Here is a 26,610-nt window from a genome sequence, read left to right on the forward strand (position 1 = left end):
CGCATGAAGAGCCCCCTGCTGTCCCTGCCCGGCGCCGTCCCCGCCGAGGGCCGCGACGAAGGCGTCGCCGCGCACTACGGCGACCTGTTCCGCGAGCAGCGCGCCCTCGCCGACGGTTCGGGCCTGGTCGACCTCTCGCACCGCGGCGTCGTCGCCGTCACCGGGAGCGACCGGCTGGCCTGGCTGCACCTCCTGATCACCCAGCACGTCACCGAACTCGCGCCCGGCCGGGCCACCGAGGCCCTGATCCTCAGCGCGAACGGGCACATCGAGCACGCCCTGTATCTCGTCGACGACGGCGAGACGGTGTGGATGCACGTCGAACCGGGTACGCAGAGCGACCTCATCGCCTATCTGGAGTCGATGAAGTTCTTCTACCGGGTCGAGGTCGCCGACCGCACCGAGGACTTCGCGGTGGTGTACCTCCCGGCCGGCTCGATCGCCGAGGTCCCGGAGGGCGCCGTCGTACGCGAGACCCCGCACGGCCGCGACCTGTTCCTGCCGCGTGCCGACCTGGAGGCGTACGCGGCGGCGCACGGCCCGCTCGCCGGGGTGCTGGCCCACGAGGCGCTGCGCGTGGAGGGCCACCGGCCGCGGCTCGGCTTCGAGACCGACCACCGCACCATCCCGCACGAGCTGGGCCTGATCGGCGTCGCCGTGCACCTCCAGAAGGGGTGCTACCGGGGTCAGGAGACCGTCGCCCGGGTGCACAACCTGGGCAAGCCGCCCCGCCGTCTGGTCTTCCTGCACCTGGACGGCAGCGAGGTCCACCTGCCCGGCCCGGGCACCCCGGTCCGGCTCGCGTCCGACGGGCCCGAGGGCCGCCAGCTGGGCTTCGTCACCACGTCCGCCCGCCACCACGAGCTGGGCCCGATCGCCCTGGCCCTGGTGAAGCGGAACGTGGCGGTCGACGCGGAGCTGCTGGCCGGGGACACGGCGGCGGCCCAGGAGACGGTCGTCGAGCCGTAGGACGCCTCAGACCTCGACGATGACGGTGAACGGGCCGTGGTTGGTGAGCGAGACGCGCATGTCCGCCCCGAACCGGCCCGTCTCCACCGTCGCCCCGAGCGCCCGCAGCCGCGCCACCACCTCGTCGACCAGCGGCTCGGCGACCTCGCCGGGCGCCGCGGCGTTCCAGGTGGGGCGGCGGCCCTTGCGGGCGTCCCCGTAGAGAGTGAACTGCGAAATCACCAGAAGCGGCGCATTCACGTCGGAGCAGGACTTCTCGCCCTCCAGAATGCGGACCGACCAGAGCTTGCGGGCCAGCTGCGCCGCCTTCTCCGGGGTGTCCTCGTGGGTCACGCCCACCAGCACACACAGGCCCTCGCCGACTATTTCCCCGACGACCCGGGAACCCCCGTCGCCGTCCGCGGCGTCCGCCACCGTGACGCTCGCACCATCCACCCTCTGTACCACTGCACGCATACAGACCAACCTATCTTGGGCCGAACGGGTACAGAGCAACCTCACTGGGGCCCTCGGAGTGGCACCATGCTCGGGAGGCGGTGCGCCGACGCACCGGTCGAGGGGATGGACACAAGCATGAGCACCCATGGAACCGGGCAGTCCCCGGGCGCAGTGCCGGTCGCGCGTCCCGGCATCAGCGGCAACAGCGGTACCGGTACGAGTATCAGCACCATGCGCCCGCCCGTACAGCGGACCGGGCAGGGCGACGACGCCGGTGACGGCGCCCGGCCCGACCTCGCCGGCCTGAGGCTGCCGGAGCTGCGCACCCGGCGCCGCGACGCGCAGCGCGACGAGGCCGACCTGAGCTACGTGCGGCGGCTCGTCCAGGGGCGGATCGACATCCTGCGGGCCGAGCTGGCCCGGCGCCGCGACCCCGAGTCGCCGGTGGTGGACCGGCTGCCGGAGATCCTCGCCGACGCCCCGTCCCCGCAGCGCTCCTCCGCCCGGCACGTCACGCTGTCCACGCCGCGCAGCGACGAATACCGCAGGCTCGCGGCGGAGACGCTCGCCGAGGTCGAGCTGTCGGACCTCGACGCCCGGACGGACGAAGAGCTGCACACCGCGATGGGCCGCCTGGTCCGCTACGAGCAGCAGGTCTCCCGGCGCCGGCACCGGCTCCAGCGCACGGCGGACGGTTGCGGCGCGGAGATCGCCCGCAGGTACCGTGACGGGGAAGCACAAGTAGACGACCTGCTCGCCTGAGGCGATCCCTCCGGGGGCGGGTCCCGTCCGTCCCCGGAAGGCCACCATGACCTCCAGCGCAGCCCGCACCCCCGCCATATCCGACCAGGCCCCCGCCCTGCCCGTGCTGGCCGAGGTCGTACGGTCCGGCTTCACCGAGGGCCACCACCGGGGTTCGCTGGTCGTGCTGGCCGCCGACGGCAGCGTGGAGCTGGCCCTGGGCGACCCGGTGGCGCCGGTCTTCCCGCGCTCCTCCAACAAGCCGATGCAGGCCGCGGCGGTGCTGCGGGCCGGGCTCGACCTGTCCGGGGAGCGGCTGGCGCTGGCCGCCGCGAGCCACTCCGGCGAGGGCTTCCACCTCGATCTCGTACGCAAGATGCTCGCCGAGCACGGACTGTCGCCCGAGGATCTGCAGACCCCGCCCGACCTGCCGCTGGACGCGGCGGAGGCCGAGACGTACCTGGCCGCCGGCCACGTCCGCGAGCGGATCGTCATGAACTGCTCGGGCAAGCACGCGGCGATGCTCGCCTCCTGCGCGCTCAACGGCTGGGACCTGTCCGGTTACCTGGACCCCGCGCACCCGCTCCAGCAGCTCGTGCACCAGGTCGTCGAGGAGGCGGCCGGCGAAGAGGTCGCCGCCGTCGGCACGGACGGTTGCGGGGCGCCGCTGATGGCCATCTCGTTGGTGGGCCTCGCGCGGGCGTTCCGCGGTTTCGTCACGGCCGAGCCGGGTACGGCGGAGCGCCGGGTGGCGGACGCGATGCGCGCGCACCCGGAGTACGTGGCGGGCACGCGGCGCCCCGACACCTGGCTGATGCGCGAGGTGCCCGGCACCCTGTCCAAGATGGGCGCGGAGGCCGTGCAGGCGGTGGCCCTGGCGGACGGCCGGGCGCTGGCCTTCAAGATCGACGACGGTTCGACCCGGGCGCTGGGCCCGGTCCTGGCCCGCGCGCTGGGGCTGCTCGGGATCGACGCCCCGGTGGTCGGCCGGATCGGCCGGGCGCCGCTGCTGGGCGGGGCGGCGGAGGTGGGGGAGATCCGGGCGGTGTTCTGAGCCCCCGTCCCTTCCCCGCGTACGGGCGTCAAAACCGGGCGACATCCCGCACCTTGCTGCCTAGCGTGGGGCGCATGAACGCCCTCGACATACGCCCTGTCACCCCGTCCGAGTTCGCCGACTGGCTGCGCGCCCTGAACACCGGCTTCCTGAGGCAGCCCACGCCGCCCGAGGAGGAGGTGACGGGGCGCCTGCCGTACATGGACCTGGCGCGCACGCGGGGGGCGTTCGATGCCGGGCGGTGCGTGGCGACGTTCCGTTCGTTCGCCCAGGAGCTGACGACGGTCGGCGGTGCCACCGTGCCGACCGACGCGGTAACCAACGTCACCGTCTCGCCGACCCACCGCCGCCGGGGCCTGCTCTCGCGGCTGATGGCGGTGGACCTGGCGGAGGCGAAGGAGCGCGGTGACGTGGCGGCGACGCTGATCGCCGCCGAGTACCCGATCTACGGGCGGTACGGGTTCGGTCCGGCGGCCTGGACCACGCATTGGGAGATCGACGTCCACCGCACGGGCCTCGACCCGCACCGCCGGGTCCCGGCGGACGGCGACGGCGGCCGGATCGACCTGGTGGACGGCGCGGAGGCGCGGAAGCTGGGCCCCGCCCTGCACGACCGGCTGCGGGCCCGGCAGCACGGTGCGGTGAGCCGTGACGCCCGCTGGTGGGACAAGGTCACGGGGGAGGGTGTTTTCGCCCGGGACCACTGGACTGAACCCTTCTACGCCGTGTACCGGGGCGCCGACGGGACGGTCGACGGGATGCTGGTCTACCGCGCCGACGAGAACTGGAGCGACGCCAAGCAGCCGTTGAACGGTGCACAGGTGCGCGACATGATCGCGGTGACCCCGGCGGCCGAGCGGTCGCTGTGGCACTTCCTCTGCTCGGTGGACTGGATCTCGACGATCCGCACCGGCAACCGGCCCGCCGACGACCTGCTCCCACTGCTGCTGCCGGACCCGCGCGCCGCGCGCGTGGTGACCCAGGCGGACTTCCTGTGGGTGCGCGTCCTCGACGTCGTACGCGCGCTGGAGACCCGTACCTACGCGGTGCCCGGTTCCCTGGTGCTGGAGATCCGGGACGACGCGGGCCTCGCGGCCGGCCGCTTCCATCTGGACGCCTCGCCGGACGGCGCCACCTGCGCGCCGACCACCCGCTCGGCGGACCTGGCCCTGGACGTACGGGAGCTGGGGACGCTCTGGCTCGGTGACGAATCGGTCCTGCGGCTGGCGGCGCTGGGCCGGGTGGCGGAGCTGACCCCGGGCGCGGCGGCGAGTGCGGACGCGGTGTTCCGGGCGGCGCGGCGGGCCTGGTGCCCGGACGTGTTCTGACGGAAGGGGGCCGGCGGGGCGGAGGGCTCAACTCCGCTTGAGGTCAAGGGCGTACGCTTCGGAGTCATGAGCGCAGAGAAGGCCAGGTCGGACGGGTCGGCGGACGGGCATGCGCCGATGAGCCTGCGGGAGCGCAAGAAGCAGCTGACCTATCAGGCGGTCTCGGACGCGGCGATCGCCCTGTTCCTCCGGCGCGGGTTCGACAAGGTGTCGGTGGCGGAGGTCGCGGCGGCCGCGGACATCTCCAAGCCGACGCTCTTCCGGTACTTCCCGGCCAAGGAGGACCTGGCCCTGCACCGGTTCGCCGACCACGAGGACGAGGCCGCCCGGGTGGTCGCCGCCCGCCCGGCCGGCACGACCCCGCTGGCCGCGCTCCGGGCCCACTTCCTGGACGGCCTGGCGCGCCGTGACCCGATCACCGGCCTGTGCGACGCGCCGGAGGTGCTGGCGTACCACGCGCTGCTGTACGGCACCCCGGCCCTGGTGGCCCGCCTCCACGCCTACCTGAGCCGCTCGGAGGACGCCCTCGCCCGTGCCCTCGGCGGCCGCGCCCCGGACCGGCTCGCGGCGGGCCAGATCATCGCCGTCCAGCGCATCCTGGCCTCGGAGAACTGGCGCCGCATCAACGCGGGTGCGACGGCGGACGCGTTGTACGGGGAGGCGGTGGAGGCGGCGGAAGGCGGGTTCGCGCAGCTGAGGTCCGGGCTGGAGGGGCCTTGACGCGGCGCGCGGGTCAGCCCCGGCGCCACCAGCGCAGGAACGTCTTGCCGGCCCCGCGGGGCCTTTCGCCACGCGGCGCGCGGGGCAGCTCGTACGGCGAGCGCCACGGGTCGTCGGGCGCGGCCATCGGGGCCTGCCGGTCCGCCTGAGCGCGGATCTCGTAGTACGACTCGTGGGCCGTCACCCGGAACGCCTCGTCGTACGAGGCCATCGCGGCCTGCAGCGCAGACCCGGCGAGCCCGCGCCTTCGGGCCCGCACGGCCACCCAGCCGAGGAGCCCCATGACCGCCGCGAGGGCGCCGGCGCAGACGAGGAGGGGCAGGAGCTGGTCCATGCGGACGAGCCTACGGGCCGGCGGGCGGCTCGTCGCCACCCCGGAGCCGGTCGAGTTGCAGGCGGTGGGCGAGGGTACGGCGTACGGAGGCCGGGCCGGGCGGGGTGCCGGTGGCCTGTGACGGCACGTCGAGCGCGCGGCTGATCTCGTCGTACGCGGCCCGGTGCGCGGCCAGTTCGCCCCCGTAGCGCCGCAGGTCCTCCTCGACGAGCCGGCGCAGGGCGTCGGTGTTCTCGGGCGTGAAGCGCTTCCGGTGGCGCGCGAGGACGTCGACGGCGCGTGCGCAGCGGGCGGCTGCGCCGTACGTCTCCGCGATGTCCTCGGCCACGGCCCACAGCCGCCCCTCCAGCCACGGGGGATCGACCTGGCCGAGGGCGAGGTCCATGGGCTGCGGCGGCCCGGCTTCGCGGTGCTTGACGACCTGCTTGGAGACGGCGGGCTGGCTCATGCCGGTGAGCCGGGCGATGCGTTCCTGGGTCCAGCCGAGGTCGGTGAACACCTTGATCATCTCGGCGCGCAGCCTGCGCATCTCCTCGCCCGCGCGGATGACCTCGTTCATCCCGGCGAGCATGCGCGCGGCCTGTTCCTCGGTCAGCGCGGTGCTGCTGGGGTGTTTCTGTTCGCCTGCCACAACCCAGTTATATACCGGGAACGCGTCGTCATAACCAGGTTGTACAACCCGGTTATGAGTGCGACGCTGCACCCATGGCCACTCATACCTTCACCGCGCCCGACGGCACCCGGCTCGCCTACCACGTGTACGGGGACGGCCCCGGCGCCCCGGTCGTCTGCGTGCCGGGCGGCCCGGCCGACTCGCGCTACCTCGGCGACCTCGGCGGATTGTCCGCGTACCGCCGCCTCGTCGTCCTCGATCTGCGGGGCAACGGCGGTTCGGCGGTCCCGGCGGACGTCACCACGTACCGCTGCGACCACCTCGCCGGGGATGTGGAGGCGCTGCGCCGCCACCTGGGCCTCGACCGCATCGACCTGCTCGGCCACTCGGCCGGGGCGAACATCGCGGTGCGGTACGCGGAGCGCCACCCGGACCGGGTCGGCAGGCTGGCCCTGATCGCCCCCAGCACGCGTGCCGTCGGCATCGAGATCACCGGTGAGGAGCGGAGGGCGCTCGCGCGGCTGAGGAGCGGCGAGCCGTGGTTCCCGGCGGCCTTCCCCGCGCTGGAGGCGATCACACACGGAAACGGCACCGACTGGGCGGCCGTCGAACCGTTCTTCCACGGCCGCTGGGACGAGGCCGCCCGCCGCCAACAGGCGCTGGGCCGCCCCACCAACCCGGAGTCCGTCGCCCTCTTCGGTGCCGAGGGGGCCTTTGACCCGCCGGAGACCCGCAGGGCCCTCGCGAACCTCGCCGCGCCGGTACACCTGCTCGCCGGCGCGTACGACCTGAACAGCCCGCCGTCCGCGGTGGCCGCCTTCGCCGCCCTGTTCCGGGACGCCTCGCTCGTCGTGCAGCCGGGGGCGGGGCACTGTCCGTGGGTGGACGACGCGGATGCGTTCCGGGCCGTGGTGGCGGAGTTCTTCGGGCCGTGCGGCTGAGGAGCGGCAAGGGACACTTTTGCAAGCGGTCGCTTGCAAAAGTTAGCAAGTGGGTGCAGCATCGAGGCATGGCCTCACTCAACGTCGGCAATCTCGGCGAGTATCTGCGCGAGCAGCGCCGTAGCGCGCAGCTCTCGCTGCGGCAGCTCGCGGAGGCCGCCGGGGTGTCCAACCCGTACCTCAGCCAGATCGAGCGCGGGCTGCGCAAGCCCAGCGCCGATGTGCTGCAGCAGGTCGCGAAGGCGCTGCGCATCTCCGCCGAGACCCTGTACGTGCGGGCCGGAATCCTGGACGAGCGGCAGCCGGACGAGCTGGAGACGCGGGCGGTGATCCTCGCCGATCCGTCGATCAACGAGCGCCAGAAGAGCGTGCTGCTCCAGATCTACGCCTCCTTCCGCAAGGAGAACGGGTTGGACGACGAGCCCGGGGCAGGCGACGGGGACGCGCCCGGCGAGGACGCTCCCTTCAATGCCGACGGCAGTGCTGCCGATACAGCTTGAGAGCTCCACCACCCTCACACCGAGCCTGATGATCCGGGAGGACCACAGTCATGGCCATCACCGATGACCTGCGCAAGACCCTCACCGACCCGACCCCCCTCTACTTCGCCGCCGGCACCGCCGACCTGGCCGTCCGCCAGGCCCGCAAGGTCCCGGCGCTGCTCGAACAGCTGCGGGCCGAGGCGCCCGACCGCATCGAGGCCGTGCGCAACACCGACCCCAAGGTGGTCCAGGAGAAGGTCGCCGAGCAGGCCCGGGAGGCGCAGGCCACTCTGCAGGCCAAGGTCACCGAGGTGATCGGCGCCTTCGACACCGACCTGAAGAAGCTCGGCGAGAACGCCCAGGACCTGGCGCTGCGCGGCGTGGGTGTGGCCGCCGAGTACGCGGTACGGGCCCGGGAGACGTACGAGAAGGTCGCCGAGCGCGGCGAGCGCACCGTGCGGACGTGGCGGGGCGAGACGGCCGACGAGATCGTGGAGATCGCCGTCGTCGTCGAGCCGCGCAAGGAGCCGGAGCCGGCGGCCGCCGCCGCGAAGCCCGCCCCGGCCGCGAAGCCGGCTGCCACGAAGCCCGCCACCCCGGCGAAGGCGGCCGACGTCAAGGCCGCCGCCACCGCGAAGCCGAAGCCGGCTGCCAAGCCCGCCGCCGCGAAGCCGGCCGCCGCCAAGAAGGCGCCCGCGCGCAAGCCCGCCGCGAAGAAGGCCACGCCGCCCTCCGCCAAGTAGCCGTGCGTCCCGGCAGGTGTGCCGGGGCGGCGGGTGGGCACATTCCGGGTGGCCCGGTCGTTGTCCCGGTACCTTGGCCGCGAGGCGCTATCCACTGACTAGGCGGTGCACATCATGTTGCTCGAAGGCTTCAACTCGTTCCTCGGGCTGATCTACACGGCCATGCTCGTCCTCGCCGTGGTCGCGCTGGTCATGGCCCTGATGGCGCGTGAGGACGCCTACCGCGCCGCGGACAAGCAGAAGAAGTCGTTCTGGCTGATCATCCTGGGCGTCGCGGTCGCGGTGAACCTCTGGGTGCCCTTCCTCTTCCTCCAGCTCGCCGGGCTGATCGCCAGCATCGTCTTCTTCGTGGACGTGCGGCCGGCGCTCAAGGCCGTCTCCGGCGGTGGCCGCCGACGCGGCGGCTCCAGCAGCGACGGCCCGTACGGCCCCTACAACGGCGGGCGCTGAACCTCCGCCGGCGCGGCCCGGCCGGGGCGCGGGCGCGGGATGTTCAGAGTCCGCCCGCCGCCGGGGGTCCGGGGGCGGGCGGACTCCGCGTCGCGGTCGAGCAGCAGGACCGCGACGTCGTCGGTCAGCTCGCCGCCGTTCAGCTCCCGCACCTGGGTGACCGCGGCCTCCAGCAGGTCCTCACCGGTCAGCCCGTCGGCCAGCTGCCGGTTGACCATCGCCACCATGCCGTCCTGGCCCAGCCGCTGCGTACCGTCGCCGACGCGGCCCTCGATCAGGCCGTCCGTGTACATCATCAGGCTCCAGGAACCGCCCAGCTCCACCTGCCGGCGCGGCCACCGCGCACGCGGCAGCAGGCCGAGGGCCGGCCCGCCGTCCTCGTACGGGAGCAGCTGCGCGGGCCGTCCCCGGCGGGTGATCAGCGGTGCGGGGTGGCCCGCCAGGCACAGGCCCGCGCGGCGGCCGTCCGGGGCGATGTCCACGGTGCAGAGCGTCGCGAAGATCTCCTCGCTCTCCCGCTCGTGCTCCAGGACCTGCTGGAGCGTGGACAGCAGCTCGTCGCCGCACAGCCCTGCCAGCGTCAACGCCCGCCAGGCTATGCGCAGTTCCACGCCGAGCGCCGCCTCGTCCGGGCCGTGGCCGCAGACGTCGCCGATCATCGCGTGGACCGTGCCGTCCGGGGTGCGGACCGTGTCGTAGAAGTCCCCGCCGAGCAGCGCGCGGCTGCGACCCGGGCGGTAACGCGCCGCGAAGCGCAGGTCGGAGCCGTCGAGCAGCGGGGTGGGCAGCAGCCCGCGTTCCAGCCGGGCGTTCTCCTGGGCGCGCAGCCGGGACTCGGTGAGCTGGTGCTGCGCCACGTCGGCGCGTTTGCGCTCCACGGCGTAGCGGATGGCCCGGCTGAGCAGCCTGCTGTCCAGCTCTCCCCGGAACAGGTAGTCCTGCGCGCCCACCCGGACCGCCTCGGCGGCCAGCTCGGCGTCGTCCTCCGCGGTGAGGGCGAGCACGGCGTGCCGGGGTGCGATCCGTAGTACGTGCTTGAGCGTGGCGAGCCCGTCCTCCTCGCCGTCCCGGTCGCCCCGCGTCTCCGTGCCGGCCGGCAGGGCCAGGTCCAGCAGGATGCAGTCCACGTCGTCGGTGAGGAGCCGGCCGGCCTCGGTGAGGTTGCGGGCGGCACGGATACGGACCCGGGCACCGGCCGCGACGGAGAGCTCCGGAGCGGTGAAGGTGCCCGCGGGGTCGTCCTCGATCACCAGGAGCGTGAGGCCGGCGCCGGAGCTGTTCTCCTCGGCGGGCGCGGAACACTGCTGCGGTACGGGTACGGGCATCGGTTCGGGTTTCCTTCCCTCCCCCCGAGGGCGCGGCGGAACGACGATCGACGACCCGCCAGACGGGGACCATAGCGTTACGGCCCGCACGAACGGAATGCCGACCCGCGGGCGCCGCCCGGCATATGCACCGCCATAAGCCGCGTCCCACCACGGATCAGGCACGTGTGGCCGCGATGCGGCGCGGTTCGCCTACATGACAAAGGTCACGCGGCCCGGGGCGGGCGAAGTGGCCCGCCTCACGCGGGTGGCGGGGGCGCTCCCCGGGGCCCGGGGCGAGGCGGACTACCGGTGCCCGCGCCCGCGCCGCATCGACGCGGAGGCCAGGCACCGGCCCGTCACACCACCGCGCCCACCCGGCTGCGGCGCCCGGCAGGGCGCCCGCGACGGCACACCACCGCGCTCGCCGAGGGTGCACCGCCCCCCCCCGCCGTCCGCCCCAGGACTACGCGTCGGGGCGGACCACGCCGAGTATCTGCATCGAGCCCGCACCCGCCAGGGTGACGTTGCGGCCGGGGCGCGGGGCGTGGACGATCTGGCCGTCGCCCACGTACATGCCGACGTGCGTGGCGTCCGCGTGGTAGATGATCAGGTCGCCGGGGCGCATGTCCTTGATCTCGATGTGGGGGAGCAGGCGCCACTGTTCCTGCGAGGTGCGCGGGATCGGGCGGCCCGCCGCCGCCCACGCCTGGGACGTCAGTCCGGAGCAGTCGTACGACTTGGGGCCCTCCGCGCCCCACACGTACGGCTTGCCGATCTGCGCGGTCGCGAAGGCCAGCGCCTTCTTGCCGAGCGGGCTCGCCTCGCGGTTGATCTCCTTCAGCGCTCCGGAGCCGAGCCAGGAGGTCTGCGCCCGGCGCGCCTCCTCCTGCTCCATCTTGAGGAGCCGGACGCGCTCCTCCTTCTCCAGCTGCGACTCCAGCTTCTTCGCCGCCGCTATCTGCGCGTTGATCTTCTTCTTCGCCTTGGCCTGCTTGACCCGGCTCGCCTCGAGCTTGGTCCAGTTGGTGTTGGCGTCCTTGGTGTAGGTCTCCAAGTCCTCCTGCGACCTGGTCAGTTGCCCCAGGAGTCCCTTGGTGGCCTGCTGGCCCTGGCGGGCGCGGCTGATCCCGTCGAGGAAGAGCTGCGGGTCGCCGCTGAGCATGAGCTGCGCGCCCGGCGGGAATCCGGCGTTGCGGTACTGCTCGCGGGCCTGGGCGCCCGCCCGGTTCTTGAGGTCGGCGATCTTCGCCTGGCCCTCGGCTATGGTCTGCGCCAGCTCGACGAGCTCGCCCGACTGCTTCTTCGCCTTCTCCTCGGCGAGGTTGTACGCGTCCGTGGCGGCGCCCGCCTTGAGGTACAGCTCGTCGATCTCCGCGCGCACCTCTTCGAGGCTCTTCGTGCCGGGCTCCGCCGCCGCGGAAGGCGTGTTCGGCCCGTCCGGGCCGGGCGGAGCCGGGGCGGCGAACGCCTGCACCGGCGAGGCGAGGACCGCCAGCGCGCAGACCAGAGTGATCGCGGCGGCTCCACAGTGACGTCGGTACACGAGCTCCCCCTCCGAGCAGTTCCCAACTGTTCGAGCAGTTCCCAACAATCTGATTAACCGTCAGTAACATGTGGTCTCGACGAGATCGTGCCATGCCGTACCGAAAAGCAACAAGAGGCAGACACGTCCCGGCCTACGGGCACCACTTCGCCATTCCGTCACTCCCCGCCAACCCCACCCCACCGGTGCTCCACAGACTCCGACGAACGATGCCCGCCCGCCGTTCCCACCGCAGGGGTGAATTCCGGCGCAACGAGGGCGCACCCGGACAGCGCGGAAACGCGCCCCCTCACGCCCTCCCGGGCTCCAGCGCCGCCCACTCCACCGTCACCTCGCCCTGACGCCAGCGGCGCACCCCGTCCGTCAACGGCCAGTCGCCGGACAGCGCCCGCACCGCCGTGATCCAGCGCTGCCGGGCCCCCAGCGAGGTGTACGGCGCCGCAGCCGCCCACGCGCGGTCGAAGTCGCGCAGGAACGCGTGCACCCGCTCGCCCGGGACATTGCGGTGGATCAGCGCCTTCGGCAGCCGCTCGGCCAGATCGGACGGGCGGTCCAGCGAGCCGAGCCGGGTCGCGAACGTCACCGTGCGCGGCCCCTCGGGCCCCAGGGCGACCCACACGTGCCGGCGCCCGATCTCGTCGCAGGTGCCCTCCACCAGCAGCCCGTCCGGCGCCAGCCGGTCGCACAGCCGCTGCCAGACGGCGGCCACCTCGCCCTCGTCGTACTGACGCAGCACGTTCGCCGCACGGATCAGCACCGGCCGCTCCGGAAGCGGGATCTCGAAGCCGCCGTGCCGGAAGGCGAGGCCCTCGCGCGCGTACGGCTGCGCGGCGGCCACCCGCTCGGGGGAGATCTCGATGCCGACCACCGCCGTGCGCGGCTCGGCGGTGCGCAGGCGCTCCAGCAGCTCGACGGCGGTCCAGGGCGCGGCCCCGTAACCGAGGTCGACGGCGACGGGAAGGGCGGCGCGGCGCAGGGCGGGGCCGTGCGTGGCGGCGATCCAGCGGTCCATGCGGCGCAGCCGGTTCGGGTTGGTGGTCCCGCGGGTCGCGGTGCCGATCGGGCGCATGACACAGAGCGTAACGATCCGGGCGGATGCGGGCGCCGGCCGGGCGGGAGAGCATCGTGGCGACACGCCGCGTCTACACCGTAATGATTTGGCAATGCGGAAATGAAAGGAGGGATTCCGCTGTTCCCCACCTCCGAAGGGACCGTGCGCCCCTTCGGTGCCATGCCGTGAACCATGCCGGCACCGGGGCCCAGCGAGGAGGACGGACGACGTGACCCAGTACGTCTCTCGGCTCGGCAGCAGTCGTGGCGCACCGCGTCGCAGGTTCCCTGCAGGTCTCACCGGCTCCTTCACCGCCGGTCACCGCAGGCCCCGCCGCATCGCGATGCTCTCCGTGCACACCTCCCCGCTGCACCAGCCGGGGACGGGCGACGCCGGCGGCATGAACGTGTACATCGTCGAGCTGGCCAAGCGGCTCGCCGCGATCAACATCGAGGTCGAGATCTTCACCCGCTCCACCACCGGCGGCCTGCCCGCCGCCGTGGAGATGGCGCCCGGTGTCCTCGTACGCCACGTCGACGCGGGACCGTACGAGGGCCTGGCCAAAGAGGAGCTGCCGGCCCAGCTCTGCGCCTTCACGCACGGCGTGATGCAGGCGTGGGCCGGCCAGCGCCCCGGTTACTACGACCTCGTCCATTCCCACTACTGGCTCTCCGGACACGTCGGCTGGCTCGCCGCACAGCGCTGGGGCGTTCCCCTCGTGCACGCCATGCACACCATGGCGAAGGTCAAGAACGCCGCGCTCGCCGAGGGCGACACCCCCGAGCCCGCCGCCCGGGTCATCGGCGAGACGCAGATCGTCGACGCGGCCGACCGGCTGATCGCGAACACCGCCGAGGAGGCCGACGAGCTCGTCCGCTTCTACGACGCCGACCCGCACGCCGTCGCCGTCGTCCACCCCGGCGTCAACCTCGACCGCTTCCGCCCCGCCGACGGCCGCGCCGCCGCCCGCGACCGCCTGGGCCTGCCGCAGGACGCCCTGATCCCGCTCTTCGCGGGCCGCATACAGCCCCTCAAGGCCCCCGACGTGCTGCTGCGCGCCGTCGCCGTGCTGCTCGACCGCGACCCCTCCCTGCGCTCCCGGATCGTGGTGCCCGTCGTCGGCGGCCCCAGCGGCAGCGGCCTCGCCAAGCCGGAGGGGCTGCAGAAGCTCGCGGCCCGGCTGGGCATCGCGGACGTCGTACGGTTCCACCCGCCGGTCGGGCAGGACCAGCTCGCCGACTGGTTCCGGGCCGCGTCCGTGCTGGTCATGCCCTCGTACAGCGAGTCCTTCGGCCTGGTCGCCGTCGAGGCCCAGGCGGCCGGGACGCCCGTCGTCGCGGCGGCCGTGGGCGGCCTCCCGGTGGCCGTACGCGACGGGGTCAGCGGCTTCCTCGTCCCCGGGCACGACCCGGCGGCGTACGCGCAGGCGCTGGAGCGGTTCGCCGCGGCGCCGGAGCTCGTCGCCCGGATGGGCGGGGCGGCGGCGGAGCACGCCCAGCGGTTCGGCTGGGACACGGCGGCGGCCGCCACCGCCGAGGTCTACACGGCGGCGATCCAGGAACACCGCAGGCGGACCCGCATCCGGCAGGTGTGACCTCGCGCCTTGCCCGCACCCGCCGCGCGCGAAACCGCCCGCGGGTGCCCCGTACCCCCCGGCACCCGCCTCCGACCGCGCGCCCTTACCGCCTGACGTACGCTCGAAACATGGCTGACGCACCCGTACCGGCGAAGAACGAGGCCACCCGGGCCGCACAGGTCCTCGAAGCGGCCTTCGCGGACGCCGGGCTCGACTGGGAGAGCCCCGCGCCGGGCAGTTACGTCGTCCAGCTCCCAGGCACCCGCAAGCTCGCCACCACCTGCTCACTGATCGTGGGCGCCCACAGCCTCTCCCTCAACGCGTTCGTCATCCGGCACCCGGACGAGAACGACGCGGCGGTGCACCGCTGGCTGCTGGAGCGCAACCTGCGCCTGTTCGGCGTGGGTTACGCGATCGACCAGCTCGGGGACATCTACCTCACCGGCAAGCTGCCGCTCTCCGTGGTGACGCCCGAAGAGGTGGACCGGCTGCTCGGCTCCGTACTGGAGGCGGCCGACGGCGCCTTCAACTCCCTGCTGGAGATCGGTTTCGCGACCGCGATCCGCAAGGAGTACGCCTGGCGGGTCTCGCGCGGCGAGTCCACCCGTAACCTCGACGCCTTCGCGCACCTCACCAAGCGCACGGAGAGCTGATCCCGGGTCACTCCCGCACGCGCGGCGCGGACTCGACCTCCACCAGGGCGGCCTCCAGCCGGGGCGCGACCTCGTTCCAGGTCCACTCCAGCTGCTCCCCGGACGTGCCGCGCGGCACGGTCTCCACCAGCATGATCAGATACAGATACGCCCGGTAGAGGGCGAGCCGCAGCCGCAGCGAACCGTCGAACTCCACCGGCCCGTCCGGCGCCGCGTCCCCGTAACCGGCGAGGAAGTCCTTGTCGTCCGCGATGTCCCCGAACAGGGCGAGCGAGACGAAATCGGCGGCCGGGTCGCCCCAGAACATCCGCTCCCCGTCGACGATCCCGCCCACCCGGCGCTCCCCGGGCCCGCCCGTGACCAGGATGTTCCCCTGCCACAGGTCGAAGTGGACCAGCGCGGGCCGGGCCACGTCGTCCAGCACGTACGAGGCCGTGCCGAGCACGGTGCCGATGTCCGCGGCCGTACGGGGCAGCCGCGCCGCGTACCTCCGCGCGTCGGCCAGGACCGCGTCCGTCATCGCCGTGAACGCCTGCCGCCACGTGGGCGCGAGCGGGCCGAGCGCCCCCGAGGGGTAGCCGAAGCCGCCCGGCGCGGGCACACCGTGCAGCCGGCCGACGATCCGCCCGAGCGCGGTGCGAAGCCGCGCCTCCTCGCCGTCGGCCAGGGCGCCGGTCAGCTCGTGCCAGGGCTGTCCCGGGCGGGCGGTCATGACCACGTACGCGCCCGTGGCGGCGGCCGGGTCCGGCTCGGCGCGCACCACGGCGGGCACGGCGGTCTTCTCGGCGAGCGAGGCGCAGGCGTCGTAGTACGTCACCTCGTTGACGAGCAGGTCGTGTTCGTACGACAGGCACACCCCGGAGTTCGGCGGCGGTGTCTTCACCACCCACTCCCGGCCGTCCGTCAGGCGGACGCGGGTGACGGCGTTGTACGTGCCCCCGGTGAGCGGTTCGCGTGAGGCGACCGCGCCGGGCGGTATGCCCAATGAGCCCAGCACATCGGAGAGAACGGAATCGATCGGCACGGACTGCCTCCCCCTGAACGGTGTGAGCGAAGTGATCACGACGTCGTCACGATCACCTGCGATGCCCACGGTAAAGGTTTGCTAAACCACAGCGGGCTCATAGAGTTTGATCACCCCCACGCACCCCCATTCACAGCCGCGCCGAACCCGGCGGGGCTGCTCGCGTGCGGGCGAAACACCTTGAGACAGAAGGACGGGCCATGCGACCCACTGCCATACGCCGTACCGCCGTTGCCGCCACGGTGATGTCCCTGGCCCTGCTCACCGCGGCCTGCGGTTCGGACAGCGACGACAAGGACGGCGGCAAGGCGGCCGGCTCCTCGGCCCAGCCGTCGGAGAAGGGCCCCGACAAGGGCGCCGACCAGGCCTCCGCGAAGGCGCTGTCCGCCGCCGAGCTGGAGAAGGTCTCGCTGGCGCAGGGCGACGTCAAGGGCCACAAGATCACCAAGGCGGGTCCGGCCGACGCGGTCGACGCCAAGGACGTGACCGCGGACAAGGCCCCCTGCGACGTCTTCGGCGACCTGCTGATGGGCGCCAAGGCCGGTTCGCCCGCCGCGTCCACGCAGCGCAAGGTGGCCAGCGAGCCGAAGAAGGGCGCGGACAAGGACACCGCGGACCCGGAGGAGGCGTTCAAGGCCGCCTTCGACGTCACGACCACGCTGACCACGCTCGCCTCGTACGACGGCAAGGGTGCCGAGGAGACGCTGGCCTCGCTGCGCACCGCCGCGACGGAGTGCGCGGGCGGCTTCACGCTCACCGTCGCCGGGGACAAGCAGAAGGTCGCCAAGATCGCGGAGGAGCAGGTCAAGGGCGGCGAGGAGGCGGCGGCCTGGACCGTGAGCCTGGAGTCGGGCGGCGACAAGATGACCTTCAAGCTCATCGCTCTGCGCCAGGGCACCACGGTCGCCTCGTTCAGCGCGATGAACCTCGCCGCCATGGGCGGCGGCGGCGACTTCGACCTGCCGACCGCGGTGATCGACGCGCAGGCGAAGAAGCTCGCCTGACCCGGAGCCTGACCCGGAGTCAGGGCAGCGGGACGAGCCGTACGACGGTGACGGTCAGGACCGACCCGGAGACGTAGTAGAGCACGATCGCCCCGGCGACCGTCGCCTCACGGCGATCGTGCTCCCCCTTGACGGCGGTCGACCCGTGCCCGTACGGCTCGACCCCCAGGGTCCCCGCCATCTCGTCCCGGAAGGTGTCACCGTCCCCCATCTTGGCCAGGGTGTCGTCGGCGGGCGGCGCGTAGGAGATCCGGAAGCTCAAGCGACGTTCCGCCTCTCGGCCTCGTCCCGCGCCAGCCGGTCCAGGATCCGCTCGGCCTCCGGATCGGGCACGGCCTCCAGCATCCAGTGCCGCATCACGGCCTGGATCTCGTGCACCCCGGCCTCGTTGATCGCCCGGTCGAACTCCTCCCGCCGCCCCTCGGGCAACGCGTCGCGGATCGCCGGAATGCTGTTGGGCACCTCGACCTCGGCACCCCCGACAAAGGTCTTCAACGGCTCACCCATGACCGCCCTCCCGCTCTTCCCCGCGTGGGGGTCAGGGTACGGGGCGTGCAGTCGATGGTGGAGACAGAACGCAGTACCCACACCCGGTGACGTGGGGGCTATGCCAAGCAACCGTCCCCAGCACGCAGGATTGGGGAGAACTTCGGACTGTGCAGCAGCTGGCTGGCCAATTCTGTTCGTTGCTCTACGGAAGAGCACCATGACAATATGCGACAGGTGCTCGATTACGGAGATGGCGCCGCTGACGGCAGGGTCCGTCCGCTCGCCCAGCGCTCAAAGCCCAATACCTCGGCTGACCTGTCCGTGCCCGTTGCGTCGCCCATGCCGCGCGAGGCGGAGTTGGCCTTTGCCATGACACATGGGAACTCCCCAACCGTGGCCGCCCGGCGGGAGTTCGCCCTGCTGTTGGGCGAGTTCCGGCGTACGCCGTTGCTGGTTCCGTTGGACAAGGGGGGCGGCCTGTGGTCTGCGGACTTGAATGGGGTGCGCTGGATCTGCGCGTTCTCGGACGAGGAAGCGCTGGCCCGGTTCGCGCGCCCGTGGGGAAGCTCAGCGGGAGTGGACCTACCAGACCGTTCTGGGCGCACGTTTGCTGGATGTGATGGTGCCGTTGCTGCCGGGCCCGGGGGGCGTAGCGCTGGACGCGGGCACTGAGGACGGCGGAATGCTCTTTCCGCCGGTGGCGGGCATCGTGCCGGACGCCGTGGCGGTCGATGTCGCGGGCGTGCAGTGAGCGGGGAGGAGGCAGAGCTCCGGGTTCCGCCTGAGGCGTTGGCCGACATTGCGAAGGGGATCGACCTGGCGCATTCCGAGTTGAAGGATCTCGGGATGATCGGAGAGGCGTCGGTGGGTCGCGGGTTCTCCGATCTGTCGTTGTCGGGGATGGAGCTGGGGCATTCGGGATTGGCGACGCTGTTCGACACGTTCTGCAGCCGGTGGGAGTGGGGAGTGCGTGCCCTGACTCAACGGGGCAACAGCTTCGCCCTCGGGGTCGGGTTGTCCGCGGGTTCCTTCGCCGAGCAAGAGCAGTACATGAAGGATTCACTCAAGATCGGGGTGAACTCCCTGAACGGGAACCCATATTTGTCCGAGGATGAGGTCAAGAGCCTGAGTTGGGACACGATTCGCAGCCAGTCAGCGTATGACAACCCCGACTTCAGTGCGGAGTCCATGCTTGAGGCACGGAGCGAAGTGAACCAGCTGTGGCAGGACACCGGTTACGACGTGTCGGACTCACTACTCGACTCAATGGAGCATCAGGGTTTCATTGGTTCGGATCTGCGAGCGTCGGTGGACGAACAATTGAGGGATCACCTCGACCCGTCGCAGGGCACGATTGACCAGGCTGAACAGCCGCGATGGGGTCGGGGGGGCTGAAGGTGGACTGGGGGAAACTTGGCGACGGGCTCGTCGACGGCGCCGGCAAACTCGTCGGCAAGGGAAAGCAGTTCGTTGGTGAGGTGGTCGACCACGGTACCGACATGGTCGGAGCCGGCTTGGAGAAGGTCGGCGTCGACCAGTGGGCGGACGCAGTCGAGGACTGGGGGGACGAGACCGCGTCGGCGCTGGGCGCACAGGTCGATGAGAGGCAGCTGGGTGAGAGCGAGGAGGCCGACGAGCTGATCCACGGCAAACCAGGGAAGATCGCCACATCGGTGAAGAACCTCCGGGACTTCGAGAGCGCGTTCGATCTCGTTGCTCGCGGTATGAAGAAGCTCGACTCCAGTCATTGGAAGGGGCTGCCGCCGACGCGTTCCGGGAAAAGTTTCAGACGCTGCCCACTGACTGGGTGCGCGCGGCGGCTGCCTTCGATGACGCGGCCACGGCGCTGGAGGCATACGCGGACACGCTTGCCAGCGCCCAGAACAAGGCCCACGAGGCCATTGCCCTCTACGGAGAGGGCAAGCAACGCACCGAAACAGCCGTCTCTGCGTACAACGAGAAGGCGCGAGCGTACAACGCGGCTCGCAATACTGATCACCCGCTCCCGCATCCCGGTGAGTTCTCGGACCCGGGTTTGGCCAAGCGACAAGAAGCGCAAGAGGTCCTGAACCATGCCCGACAGGCGCGCAACGAGGCGGCGGCAGCAGCCAAGAGTCTGATCAGCGCGGCTCTGGCACACGCGCCAGAGGTGCCGGCCGGCATGGACCGGCTCAAGCAGGAGTTCTTCGACCATGGCATGGGTCAAGGTATCGAGCTCGCCCACGTTCTCGGCGGTGCCGTCAAGGGCACGGCCGGCCTGGTCGACTTCGTCCGCTCCGTAGATCCACAAGACCCGTACAACCTGACCCACCCGGCCGAGTACTACAAGGGCGTCCACACCACACTGGCCGGTCTCGTCTCCACCGGTGCCAACCCCGACCGCGCCTTGAAGAACACCTGGAACGCGGCCAAGGGCGATCCCTCGGAGTTCTTTGGCCGACTCATTCCCGAACTATTCGGTACCAAGGGGGGTGGCCTGTTCAAGGGTGGTCTGCGAGCTGGGATGAAGGACCTTCTCGAACGGCCCACGGGAAGGAATCGTCACGGTCACGAAAAGAACCCCGACTCCGCAGCCAAGAAGTGCACAGTCGTCAAGTGTGCTGGGGACCCCGTCGATGTTGCGACCGGCCGCATGCTGCTCCCACAGACCGACATCGCCCTGCCAGGGTCACTACCACTTGTTTTCGAGCGCGTCTTCGACTCCTCGTACCGTGGCGGCCGATGGTTCGGCCACGGCTGGTCGAGCACGGTTGACCAGCGTCTGGAGATCGATGCGGAAGGCGTGGTCTTCAGCTGTAACGAGGGCAGTCTGCTCGCCTACCCGCACCCTGCCCCCGGGGCGCCCGTCATGCCCACACATGGCCGACGCTGGCCGCTGGACCGGGTGGATGGCGGCTACACCATCACCGACCCCGAAGCCGGCTGCGTCCGGCACTTCGTAGACCATCCCGCCGGGGAACTGGCGCTGCTGGCCCAGATCGACGACCGCAACGGCTGCTGGATCAGTTTTGAGTACGACGACCTCGGTACCCCTACATCGATCGTCCACCACGGCGGTTATCGCCTGAAACTCACGACGCATGACGGCAGAGTCACTGCACTGCACCTGGCGGGTGCCGCGCCGGACGGCAGCGACCAGGAGATACTCCGATACGGATATACCGAAGGCCACCTCACCGAGGTCACCAACTCCTCCGGCACGCCGCTTCGCTTCGACTACGACGAACTCGGCCGTATCACTGCCTGGACGGACACCAACGGAAGCCGGTACGAATACAGCTACGACGAGCATGACCGCTGCGTATACCAAACCGGGGCCAACGGTCATCTCGAAGCCCACTTTGCCTGGGACGACATCGATCCGGCCACCGGCCTGCGCATGACGTCCACGACCGATGGGCTCGGCAATACCACGCGATATGTGATCAACGCTCGATCCCAGGTCGTCGCCGAGATCAACGCGCTTGGTGTGGTCACCCGCTATGAGTACGACCGCTACCACCGACTTCTGTCAGTCACGGACCCGCTCGGGCACACCACTCGCTCCAGTTACGACGAGCAGGGCCGCCTGACCTCGGTATCCCGCCCTGACGGGCGAGAGCTGACGGCCGAATACAACACCCTGGGCCTACCGGTGCGGGTCAAGAGCGCAGACGGGACAGTCATCCGGCAGACGTACGACGAACGCGGTAACCGAACATCGATCACCGATGCCTCCGACGCGACGACGACCTATGCGTACGACGGGGCGGGGCGCATCACGTCCGTGACCGACGCGCTCGGCCATCGCACATCCGTACGGTGCGACGCTGCCGGTCTGCTCGCCGAGATCACCGACCCGCTGGGCGCGACGACTCGCTACGAACGCGACGCCTACGGCCGTCCGGTTGCGATAACGGATGCCCTGAGGACTGTCACATGGTTCGCCTGGACCCCGGAAGGGAATCTCGCTCATCGTGTCGACCCCGATGGCAGCAGACAGTCCTGGACTTACGACGGTGAGGGAAACTGCCTCTCGCACACAGACTCGATGGGAGGCGTCACCACCTTTGAGTACTCCGACTTCGACCTGCTCGTCGCACGTACCGGACCGGACTCGGCACGACATGAGTTCGGCCACGACTCGCTGCTTCGACTCACTGAAGTGACAAGCCCGCAAGGACTGCGCTGGAGTTACACATACGACGCGGTGGGGCGCCTCGTCCGGGAGCGCGACTTCGACGGAAGAACGCTCGTGTACACCTACGACGCCGCGAGCCGCCTCGTATCCCGAACCAACGGCGCCGGCCAGATCATCCGCTTCGAACGCAACGAACTCGGCCAACTGCTGCGCAAGTACGTAGACGGAACGCTCACCCGCTACGAATATGACGACTTCGACCAGCTGGCCGTGGCCTCAGGACCCGATGTCACCCTGACTAGAATTCGGGATCGGCACGGACGCTTGAAATTTGAAGGCGTCAATGGCCGATGTCTCACCTTCAAGCATGACGCTCTCGGGCGAAGAATCAGCAGAACTACCCCCGGCGGTGTCGTCAGCGCGTGGACTTACGACGCAGCGGGCCGCCGTAACGAGCTCACGACATCTGGCCGTAAGCTCACCTTCGACCGCGATGCTGCCGGGCAGGAGCTGGTCCGGCATATCGGAAAAACGGTTACAAGCCGACATGAATTCGACATCATGGGTCGGCTTACCGAGCAGCGAATCACGGCCTCGGGTCGCACCGTTCAGCGTCGAGCCTATGCATACCGTGCTGATGGCAACGTCGTCGGTATCGACGACCGGATGCGTGGCGCCCAGAAATTCGATGTCGACGCAGTCGGACGTGTTACGGCCGTGCGCGCACCCGACTGGGAGGAGCAATACGCGTACGACTCGGCCGGAAATCAGATCAAGGCCGCCTGGCCTTCGGAACACCCGGGGCAGGAGGCCATGGGTGCACGGACGTACACAGGTACACGCATCGACGCGGCAGGAGGCGTCCGCTACGAGCATGATGCCCAGGGCCGGGTCATCCTCCGCCAGAAACGTCGACTTTCACGGAAGCCGGAGACATGGCGATATGAGTGGGATGCAGAGGACCGACTTGTTGCAGTGCTCACGCCGGATGGGGTGAAGTGGCGCTACTTGTACGATCCCCTCGGGCGCCGTGTAGCCAAGCAACGTCTTGCGAGTGATGGGTCCTCCATCCACGAGCAGACCTCCTTCACCTGGGACGACGGCAATCTCTGCGAGCAGCGGGCCAGCGGGAGGGGCCTACCGAACCCTGTTTTGATCACTTGGGATCACGAAGGCGTACGCCCGCTGACTCAATCGGAGCGCGTGATTCATGGAGGGCCGTCACAAGAAGTTATTAATGAACGATTCTTTTCTGTCGTTACAGATTTGATTGGAACGCCGAGCGAGCTCATTGACGAATCCGGCGAAATTGCCTGGCGTGCACGTACGACATTGTGGGGTAAGACCTCGTGGTCGGTGTCGAGTGCCGCGTACACGCCTCTCCGCTTTCCCGGCCAGTATTTCGACCCCGAGTCCGGTCTTCACTACAACGTACACAGGTACTACGACCCTGAAATTGCCCGCTACGTGACAGTCGACCCCTTGGGTCTCCGGCCGGCCCCCAACACTGTGTCGTATGTGACAAGCCCACACACGTGGGCAGATCCTTTGGGGCTGAAGCCCTGCAAGGTGCGTGTATCTCCCGTGGCGCCCGATTGGGCTACCAAAGGTGCCCACGTCCACATCCCTCTGAAGAAGAAACCTGGCCTTGAAGACGAAGTTCGGATTTTTGTGGATGACAGTGGAAAGATTGCGGGCGAGCCGATCAGGCTCGAACACGGTTGGGCCTCCGAAAAGAGTGTTCGAGAAGCCGTGGATGCCGTGAACAATGATCCTAAGCTTCGCGCCGATCTACTCGCCAAGGCCACTTCCGCGCGGGAGCACATGCTCGATCACAACTGGGGAAATAATAAGAACCGGGCAGGCGAAATGACAAATCTCATTGAGAAGCTGGAGGGGTGGCCGTGAGCGCCCTTGAGAGAATTGTTTCATTCATTGCAACGGGAAGAATCTACGGAATTGGCGTCGGATCTACTCCGTCTGATATGCAACGGGCCGTTGATTTCGATTTCGTGGACATTGTGGACGAAGATGGCGATTCGATGCGCCGCGATTACGGTTTCATCGAGTTCTATCTGAATCTCGACCAGGAGTGGCGGGTGTCCGGGGGGTCTGTCGAGTTGCACAGGCTGGCCGGTCGCGCCGACATGGCTGAGCGTTGGTCTGCGAAGATGCAGGATCGCTTCCCTCGGTACCTCACGTGGGACGAGTTGCGGAGTGCGTATTCCAGCTTGCCGGGCGCTCCGGCGCTGCGGAGCATCGACCAAGGCGATTTCCAGGAGTACCGCGCAACCGAGACCAAGGTCTCCGTCCTGGTCAGCAGCGATGGCGAAGAGCGCGATGAATGGTTGGGTCACGGCGACGTATGGAGCGTGAGCCTCGGCTGACGCGCGGCCCGCCGCGACGTTGTCTGGGCGTGAAAGAGCCCCTTCCCCGTGAAAGTGGGTAAGGGGCTCGTTCGGGCAGGTGTTACTTCTTGCCCTGGTTCTTCACGGCCTCGATGGCCGCCTGGGCGGCGTCCGCGTCGAGGTAGGTGCCGCCCGGGTTCAGGGGGCGGAAGTCCGCGTCGAGTTCGTAGGTGAGCGGGATGCCCGTCGGGATGTTCAGGCCCGCGATGTCGGCGTCGGAGATGCCGTCGAGGTGCTTGACCAGGGCGCGGAGGCTGTTGCCGTGGGCGGCGACCAACACCGTGCGGCCGGTCAGGAGGTCCGGGACGATGCTGTCGTACCAGTACGGCAGCATGCGCGTGACGACGTCCTTGAGGCACTCCGTGCGCGGGCGCAGCTCCGGCGGGATCGTCGCGTAGCGCGCGTCGTCGCTCTGGGAGAACTCGGTGCCGTCCTCAAGGGCGGGCGGCGGGGTGTCGTACGAGCGGCGCCAGAGCATGAACTGCTCCTCGCCGAACTCGGCGAGCGTCTGGGCCTTGTCCTTGCCCTGGAGGGCGCCGTAGTGGCGCTCGTTCAGGCGCCAGGAGCGGTGGACGGGGATCCAGTGGCGGTCCGCGGCCTCCAGCGCGAGCTGGGCGGTGCGGATGGCGCGCTTCTGGAGCGAGGTGTGCAGCACGTCGGGGAGCAGGCCGGCGTCCTTCAGCAGCTCACCGCCGCGGACCGCCTCCTTCTCGCCCTTCTCGGTGAGGTTGACGTCCACCCAACCGGTGAACAGGTTCTTCGCGTTCCATTCGCTCTCGCCGTGGCGGAGGAGGATCAGCTTGTACGGTGCGTCGGCCATGAGTCCGAGCGTAATCGAACCCGTCCGAGCGGCGCGCGACCGGTCACAGAGCGGACAGGGCCGGCGGGGGAGCGGGGCGCCCTTCGACGTTTGACGGCGCCCGTCAATTGAGTGGCAGGCGGGGCCCGTGGATTCGTAATGTTCGGACCGTCGGTGGGCCACTTACCTCCCCGGCGTCATCCGTCGTACGTCCCTGGGGGGAAACCCGTATGTCTGCCACCGGTCTCGGACGGGCCACCCGTGCCACCCGGGAGACGGTCTCCGGTCTCCCCAGGGAGTTCTGGTGGCTGTGGACCAGCACGCTGGTCAACCGCCTCGGGGCGTTCGTCGCCACCTTCATGGCCCTGTACCTGACCCTGGACCGCGGCTACTCCGCCTCGTACGCCGGTCTGGTCGCCGCCCTCCACGGCCTCGGCGGGGTCGTGTCCTCGCTCGGGGCCGGGGTGTTGACGGACCGCGTCGGGCGGCGGCCCACCATGCTCGCCGCCCAGCTCTCCACCGCCGCGGCGGTCGCCGTGCTCGGCTTCATGTCGCACCCGATGGCCATCGCCGGCGTCGCCTTCCTCGTCGGCATGGCGAGCAACGCCTCCCGCCCGGCGGTCCAGGCGATGATCGCCGACATCGTCCCCGCGAAGGACCGGGTGCGGGCCTTCTCGCTCAACTACTGGGCCATCAACCTCGGCTTCGCGGTGTCCTCCGCCGGCGCCGGGTTCGTCGCCGAGTACAGCTACCTCGCGGGCTTCGTCGGCGAGGCCGCGATGACCCTGGTCTGCGCGATCGTGGTCTTCCTGAAGGTGCCGGAGTCCCGCCCGGAGCGACCGGGCGCGCCCACGGCCGGCGGTGTCCCGGCCGACGACGGCGTACGGCTCTCCACCGTGCTGCGCGACGGCCGGTTCATGGGCGTCGTCGGCCTGTCGTTCGTGATCGCGCTGATCTTCCAGCAGGGTTACGTGGGCCTGCCGGTGGCCATGGGCGCCGACGGGCTCAGCAGCTCCGACTTCGGTACGGCGATCGCCGTCAACGGCGTCCTCATCGTCGCGCTCCAGATCCCCGTCACCCGGTTCATCCAGAGCCGCGACCCGCGCCGCCTGCTCCTCGTCTCCTCCATGCTCGCGGGATACGGCTTCGGGCTGACCGCCTTCGCCGGCTCGGTCGGGGTGTACGCGCTGACGATCTGCGTGTGGACCGTCGCCGAGATCATCAACGCGCCCGTGCAGAACGGCCTGGTCGTCCAGCTCTCCCCGGCGCACGGCCGGGGCCGCTACCAGGGCATGTACACCCTGTCCTGGTCGGCCGCCGCGCTCGTCGCCCCCCTGATGTCCGGCGTGGTCATCGACCACTTCGGCGCCGGGTGGCTCTGGGCGACCTGCGCACTCCTGGGCACGGTGGCCGCCGCCGGCTACTGGCTGCTGATGCGCGGCCTGCCGACCGGGACGGGCGCGACGAAGGAGCCCGCCCTGGCGCAGGAGAGCGCCGCGACGCAGATCGCCGCCGCGACCGGGACCGCCCCCGCGCCGGAGATCCTCGGCGCGGCCGGGACCGACGCCCCGCAGGACATCGGCGTACGGGCAACGAAGGCGGAGGCGTCACCCTCGTAACCCGTACGGCCCAACAGCCGGCGGCCGGTCCGGCGTCAGCCCGAGCAGCCCCCGCACTGGCACGGCGCACCGGACTGGCAGCCGCACCCGCAGCCCGAGCCGCAGCCGCAGGCGCCCAGAACGGTCAGCTGCACCACCTCGACGGGGGCCTCCTGCTCGGGTTCGGTCATGGGGGAATCGGTCATGGTTCCTCCTCAAGGCGTA

At 70.4% G+C, this 26,610-nt stretch carries 27 protein-coding genes and 2 pseudogenes; 18 read left to right on the forward strand and 11 right to left on the reverse strand.

Annotated elements, in window-relative coordinates; genetic code table 11:
- Window positions 1-3 precede the first annotated feature (3 nt).
- On the forward strand, window positions 4-969 hold the full coding sequence (locus tag OG242_RS17385; protein ID WP_405899036.1) for a YgfZ/GcvT domain-containing protein: 966 nt from the start codon (window positions 4-6) through the stop codon (window positions 967-969).
- 6 nt (window positions 970-975) lie between these two features.
- Here the strand turns inward: OG242_RS17385 and dtd are convergent, their stop codons facing one another.
- On the reverse strand, window positions 976-1,425 hold the full coding sequence (gene dtd, locus OG242_RS17390; protein WP_164638904.1) for a D-aminoacyl-tRNA deacylase: 450 nt from the start codon (window positions 1,423-1,425) through the stop codon (window positions 976-978).
- Window positions 1,426-1,542: 117 nt separating this feature from the next.
- On the opposite strand from dtd, the gene OG242_RS17395 reads away from it, so the two are divergent.
- The 4 genes from OG242_RS17395 (at window position 1,543) to OG242_RS17410 (ending at window position 5,250) form a co-directional block, all read left to right on the forward strand.
- Entirely contained in the window at window positions 1,543-2,169 is a 627-nt protein-coding gene (locus OG242_RS17395) for an ABC transporter substrate-binding protein (protein WP_405899037.1), read from the forward strand.
- Window positions 2,170-2,215: 46 nt separating this feature from the next.
- Window positions 2,216-3,202, forward strand: a complete 987-nt coding sequence (locus tag OG242_RS17400; protein WP_405899038.1) for an asparaginase — start codon at window positions 2,216-2,218, stop codon at window positions 3,200-3,202.
- Between the two features lie 74 nt (window positions 3,203-3,276).
- Window positions 3,277-4,530 (forward strand): GNAT family N-acetyltransferase, encoded by a 1,254-nt coding sequence (locus OG242_RS17405; RefSeq protein ID WP_405899039.1) that lies wholly within the window; start codon window positions 3,277-3,279, stop codon window positions 4,528-4,530.
- 66 nt (window positions 4,531-4,596) lie between these two features.
- A complete protein-coding gene (locus OG242_RS17410; RefSeq protein ID WP_405899040.1) occupies window positions 4,597-5,250 on the forward strand; it encodes a TetR/AcrR family transcriptional regulator in 654 nt (217 codons plus the stop codon).
- A 13-nt stretch (window positions 5,251-5,263) separates the two neighbouring features.
- Here OG242_RS17410 and OG242_RS17415 read toward each other — a convergent pair whose 3' ends face one another.
- Both OG242_RS17415 and OG242_RS17420 read right to left on the reverse strand, forming a co-directional pair.
- Window positions 5,264-5,584 (reverse strand): hypothetical protein, encoded by a 321-nt coding sequence (locus OG242_RS17415; protein ID WP_405899041.1) that lies wholly within the window; start codon window positions 5,582-5,584, stop codon window positions 5,264-5,266.
- Window positions 5,585-5,594: 10 nt separating this feature from the next.
- A complete protein-coding gene (locus OG242_RS17420; protein WP_405899042.1) occupies window positions 5,595-6,215 on the reverse strand; it encodes a sigma-70 family RNA polymerase sigma factor in 621 nt (206 codons plus the stop codon).
- Between the two features lie 74 nt (window positions 6,216-6,289).
- Between OG242_RS17420 and OG242_RS17425 the strand changes: the two genes are divergently transcribed.
- From OG242_RS17425 to OG242_RS17440, 4 genes are all read left to right on the forward strand, one after another.
- Entirely contained in the window at window positions 6,290-7,138 is an 849-nt protein-coding gene (locus OG242_RS17425) for an alpha/beta fold hydrolase (protein ID WP_405899043.1), read from the forward strand.
- Window positions 7,139-7,206: 68 nt separating this feature from the next.
- Window positions 7,207-7,638, forward strand: coding sequence for a helix-turn-helix domain-containing protein (locus tag OG242_RS17430; RefSeq protein ID WP_405899044.1), 432 nt, complete (start codon window positions 7,207-7,209; stop codon window positions 7,636-7,638).
- Window positions 7,639-7,688: 50 nt separating this feature from the next.
- On the forward strand, window positions 7,689-8,363 hold the full coding sequence (locus tag OG242_RS17435; RefSeq protein ID WP_405899045.1) for a hypothetical protein: 675 nt from the start codon (window positions 7,689-7,691) through the stop codon (window positions 8,361-8,363).
- Window positions 8,364-8,477: 114 nt separating this feature from the next.
- Complete coding sequence (locus OG242_RS17440; RefSeq protein ID WP_026242615.1) at window positions 8,478-8,813, forward strand: DUF2516 family protein; 336 nt, start codon at window positions 8,478-8,480, stop codon at window positions 8,811-8,813.
- Here the strand turns inward: OG242_RS17440 and OG242_RS17445 are convergent.
- The 3 genes from OG242_RS17445 to OG242_RS17455 all read right to left on the reverse strand — a co-directional run bounded on the left by OG242_RS17445 (window position 8,795) and on the right by OG242_RS17455 (window position 12,732).
- Complete coding sequence (locus OG242_RS17445; RefSeq protein ID WP_405899046.1) at window positions 8,795-10,138, reverse strand: PP2C family protein-serine/threonine phosphatase; 1,344 nt, start codon at window positions 10,136-10,138, stop codon at window positions 8,795-8,797. The two genes, OG242_RS17440 and OG242_RS17445, sit on opposite strands and share 19 nt — an antisense overlap.
- 445 nt (window positions 10,139-10,583) lie before the next feature.
- Window positions 10,584-11,663 (reverse strand): NlpC/P60 family protein, encoded by a 1,080-nt coding sequence (locus OG242_RS17450; protein WP_405899047.1) that lies wholly within the window; start codon window positions 11,661-11,663, stop codon window positions 10,584-10,586.
- 289 nt (window positions 11,664-11,952) lie between these two features.
- Window positions 11,953-12,732, reverse strand: a complete 780-nt coding sequence (locus OG242_RS17455; protein WP_405899048.1) for a class I SAM-dependent methyltransferase — start codon at window positions 12,730-12,732, stop codon at window positions 11,953-11,955.
- Between the two features lie 211 nt (window positions 12,733-12,943).
- On the opposite strand from OG242_RS17455, the gene mshA reads away from it, so the two are divergent.
- Window positions 12,944-14,308: a D-inositol-3-phosphate glycosyltransferase gene (mshA, locus tag OG242_RS17460; RefSeq protein ID WP_405899049.1), complete on the forward strand. Its 1,365-nt coding sequence runs from the start codon at window positions 12,944-12,946 to the stop codon at window positions 14,306-14,308.
- Between the two features lie 110 nt (window positions 14,309-14,418).
- Window positions 14,419-14,943, forward strand: a complete 525-nt coding sequence (locus OG242_RS17465) for a YbjN domain-containing protein (RefSeq protein ID WP_405899050.1) — start codon at window positions 14,419-14,421, stop codon at window positions 14,941-14,943.
- Window positions 14,944-14,950: 7 nt separating this feature from the next.
- Here the strand turns inward: OG242_RS17465 and OG242_RS17470 are convergent, their stop codons facing one another.
- Window positions 14,951-15,967, reverse strand: a complete 1,017-nt coding sequence (locus OG242_RS17470) for a phosphotransferase family protein (RefSeq protein WP_405899051.1) — start codon at window positions 15,965-15,967, stop codon at window positions 14,951-14,953.
- A gap of 200 nt (window positions 15,968-16,167) precedes the next feature.
- Here OG242_RS17470 and OG242_RS17475 point away from each other — a divergent pair, with 200 nt between their 5' ends.
- On the forward strand, window positions 16,168-16,971 hold the full coding sequence (locus OG242_RS17475; RefSeq protein WP_405899052.1) for a hypothetical protein: 804 nt from the start codon (window positions 16,168-16,170) through the stop codon (window positions 16,969-16,971).
- Between the two features lie 19 nt (window positions 16,972-16,990).
- On the opposite strand, the gene OG242_RS17480 is transcribed toward OG242_RS17475, so the two are convergent.
- Both OG242_RS17480 and OG242_RS17485 read right to left on the reverse strand, forming a co-directional pair.
- Complete coding sequence (locus OG242_RS17480) at window positions 16,991-17,233, reverse strand: hypothetical protein (RefSeq protein WP_405899053.1); 243 nt, start codon at window positions 17,231-17,233, stop codon at window positions 16,991-16,993.
- Window positions 17,230-17,478 carry a hypothetical protein gene (locus OG242_RS17485; RefSeq protein ID WP_405899054.1) on the reverse strand — a complete coding sequence of 83 codons (249 nt, stop codon included), beginning with the start codon at window positions 17,476-17,478 and terminating at the stop codon, window positions 17,230-17,232. The genes OG242_RS17480 and OG242_RS17485 overlap by 4 nt, the downstream gene beginning before the upstream one ends.
- A gap of 351 nt (window positions 17,479-17,829) precedes the next feature.
- Here OG242_RS17485 and OG242_RS17490 point away from each other — a divergent pair.
- The 5 genes and pseudogenes from OG242_RS17490 (at window position 17,830) to OG242_RS17510 (ending at window position 23,967) form a co-directional block, all read left to right on the forward strand.
- Window positions 17,830-18,211 (forward strand): annotated as a pseudogene (locus OG242_RS17490) (SseB family protein).
- Between the two features lie 38 nt (window positions 18,212-18,249).
- The gene (locus OG242_RS17495) at window positions 18,250-18,855 is read left to right on the forward strand and encodes a hypothetical protein (protein WP_405899055.1); all 606 of its coding nucleotides are present in this window, start codon (window positions 18,250-18,252) and stop codon (window positions 18,853-18,855) included.
- A 104-nt stretch (window positions 18,856-18,959) separates the two neighbouring features.
- Window positions 18,960-20,221, forward strand: a pseudogene (locus tag OG242_RS17500) (putative T7SS-secreted protein); the annotation flags it as partial.
- A gap of 618 nt (window positions 20,222-20,839) precedes the next feature.
- Window positions 20,840-23,488 carry an RHS repeat-associated core domain-containing protein gene (locus OG242_RS17505; protein ID WP_405901639.1) on the forward strand — a complete coding sequence of 883 codons (2,649 nt, stop codon included), beginning with the start codon at window positions 20,840-20,842 and terminating at the stop codon, window positions 23,486-23,488.
- Window positions 23,485-23,967, forward strand: coding sequence for a hypothetical protein (locus OG242_RS17510; RefSeq protein WP_405899056.1), 483 nt, complete (start codon window positions 23,485-23,487; stop codon window positions 23,965-23,967). The genes OG242_RS17505 and OG242_RS17510 overlap by 4 nt, the downstream gene beginning before the upstream one ends.
- A gap of 82 nt (window positions 23,968-24,049) precedes the next feature.
- Here the strand turns inward: OG242_RS17510 and OG242_RS17515 are convergent, their stop codons facing one another.
- Window positions 24,050-24,808 (reverse strand): phosphoglyceromutase, encoded by a 759-nt coding sequence (locus OG242_RS17515; protein WP_405899057.1) that lies wholly within the window; start codon window positions 24,806-24,808, stop codon window positions 24,050-24,052.
- Between the two features lie 209 nt (window positions 24,809-25,017).
- On the opposite strand from OG242_RS17515, the gene OG242_RS17520 reads away from it, so the two are divergent.
- On the forward strand, window positions 25,018-26,406 hold the full coding sequence (locus tag OG242_RS17520) for an MDR family MFS transporter (protein WP_405899058.1): 1,389 nt from the start codon (window positions 25,018-25,020) through the stop codon (window positions 26,404-26,406).
- A 35-nt stretch (window positions 26,407-26,441) separates the two neighbouring features.
- On the opposite strand, the gene OG242_RS17525 is transcribed toward OG242_RS17520, so the two are convergent.
- Window positions 26,442-26,591 carry a hypothetical protein gene (locus tag OG242_RS17525; RefSeq protein WP_405899059.1) on the reverse strand — a complete coding sequence of 50 codons (150 nt, stop codon included), beginning with the start codon at window positions 26,589-26,591 and terminating at the stop codon, window positions 26,442-26,444.
- Between the last annotated feature and the right edge of the window lie 19 nt (window positions 26,592-26,610).

It is taken from the genome of Streptomyces sp. NBC_00727 (genome assembly GCF_045161745.1).
Taxonomy (GTDB): domain Bacteria; phylum Actinomycetota; class Actinomycetes; order Streptomycetales; family Streptomycetaceae; genus Streptomyces.

Coding starts and splice junctions, on each gene's coding strand:
- OG242_RS17385 (WP_405899036.1), top strand. CDS start 4: ATGAAGAGCCCCCTGCTGTCCCTGCCCGGCGCCGTCCCCGCCGAGGGC.
- dtd (WP_164638904.1), bottom strand. CDS start 1,425: ATGCGTGCAGTGGTACAGAGGGTGGATGGTGCGAGCGTCACGGTGGCG.
- OG242_RS17395 (WP_405899037.1), top strand. CDS start 1,543: ATGAGCACCCATGGAACCGGGCAGTCCCCGGGCGCAGTGCCGGTCGCG.
- OG242_RS17400 (WP_405899038.1), top strand. CDS start 2,216: ATGACCTCCAGCGCAGCCCGCACCCCCGCCATATCCGACCAGGCCCCC.
- OG242_RS17405 (WP_405899039.1), top strand. CDS start 3,277: ATGAACGCCCTCGACATACGCCCTGTCACCCCGTCCGAGTTCGCCGAC.
- OG242_RS17410 (WP_405899040.1), top strand. CDS start 4,597: ATGAGCGCAGAGAAGGCCAGGTCGGACGGGTCGGCGGACGGGCATGCG.
- OG242_RS17415 (WP_405899041.1), bottom strand. CDS start 5,584: ATGGACCAGCTCCTGCCCCTCCTCGTCTGCGCCGGCGCCCTCGCGGCG.
- OG242_RS17425 (WP_405899043.1), top strand. CDS start 6,290: ATGGCCACTCATACCTTCACCGCGCCCGACGGCACCCGGCTCGCCTAC.
- OG242_RS17430 (WP_405899044.1), top strand. CDS start 7,207: ATGGCCTCACTCAACGTCGGCAATCTCGGCGAGTATCTGCGCGAGCAG.
- OG242_RS17435 (WP_405899045.1), top strand. CDS start 7,689: ATGGCCATCACCGATGACCTGCGCAAGACCCTCACCGACCCGACCCCC.
- OG242_RS17440 (WP_026242615.1), top strand. CDS start 8,478: ATGTTGCTCGAAGGCTTCAACTCGTTCCTCGGGCTGATCTACACGGCC.
- OG242_RS17445 (WP_405899046.1), bottom strand. CDS start 10,138: ATGCCCGTACCCGTACCGCAGCAGTGTTCCGCGCCCGCCGAGGAGAAC.
- OG242_RS17455 (WP_405899048.1), bottom strand. CDS start 12,732: ATGCGCCCGATCGGCACCGCGACCCGCGGGACCACCAACCCGAACCGG.
- OG242_RS17465 (WP_405899050.1), top strand. CDS start 14,419: ATGGCTGACGCACCCGTACCGGCGAAGAACGAGGCCACCCGGGCCGCA.
- OG242_RS17475 (WP_405899052.1), top strand. CDS start 16,168: ATGCGACCCACTGCCATACGCCGTACCGCCGTTGCCGCCACGGTGATG.
- OG242_RS17485 (WP_405899054.1), bottom strand. CDS start 17,478: ATGGGTGAGCCGTTGAAGACCTTTGTCGGGGGTGCCGAGGTCGAGGTG.
- OG242_RS17505 (WP_405901639.1), top strand. CDS start 20,840: ATGACGTCCACGACCGATGGGCTCGGCAATACCACGCGATATGTGATC.
- OG242_RS17515 (WP_405899057.1), bottom strand. CDS start 24,808: ATGGCCGACGCACCGTACAAGCTGATCCTCCTCCGCCACGGCGAGAGC.
- OG242_RS17520 (WP_405899058.1), top strand. CDS start 25,018: ATGTCTGCCACCGGTCTCGGACGGGCCACCCGTGCCACCCGGGAGACG.
- OG242_RS17525 (WP_405899059.1), bottom strand. CDS start 26,591: ATGACCGATTCCCCCATGACCGAACCCGAGCAGGAGGCCCCCGTCGAG.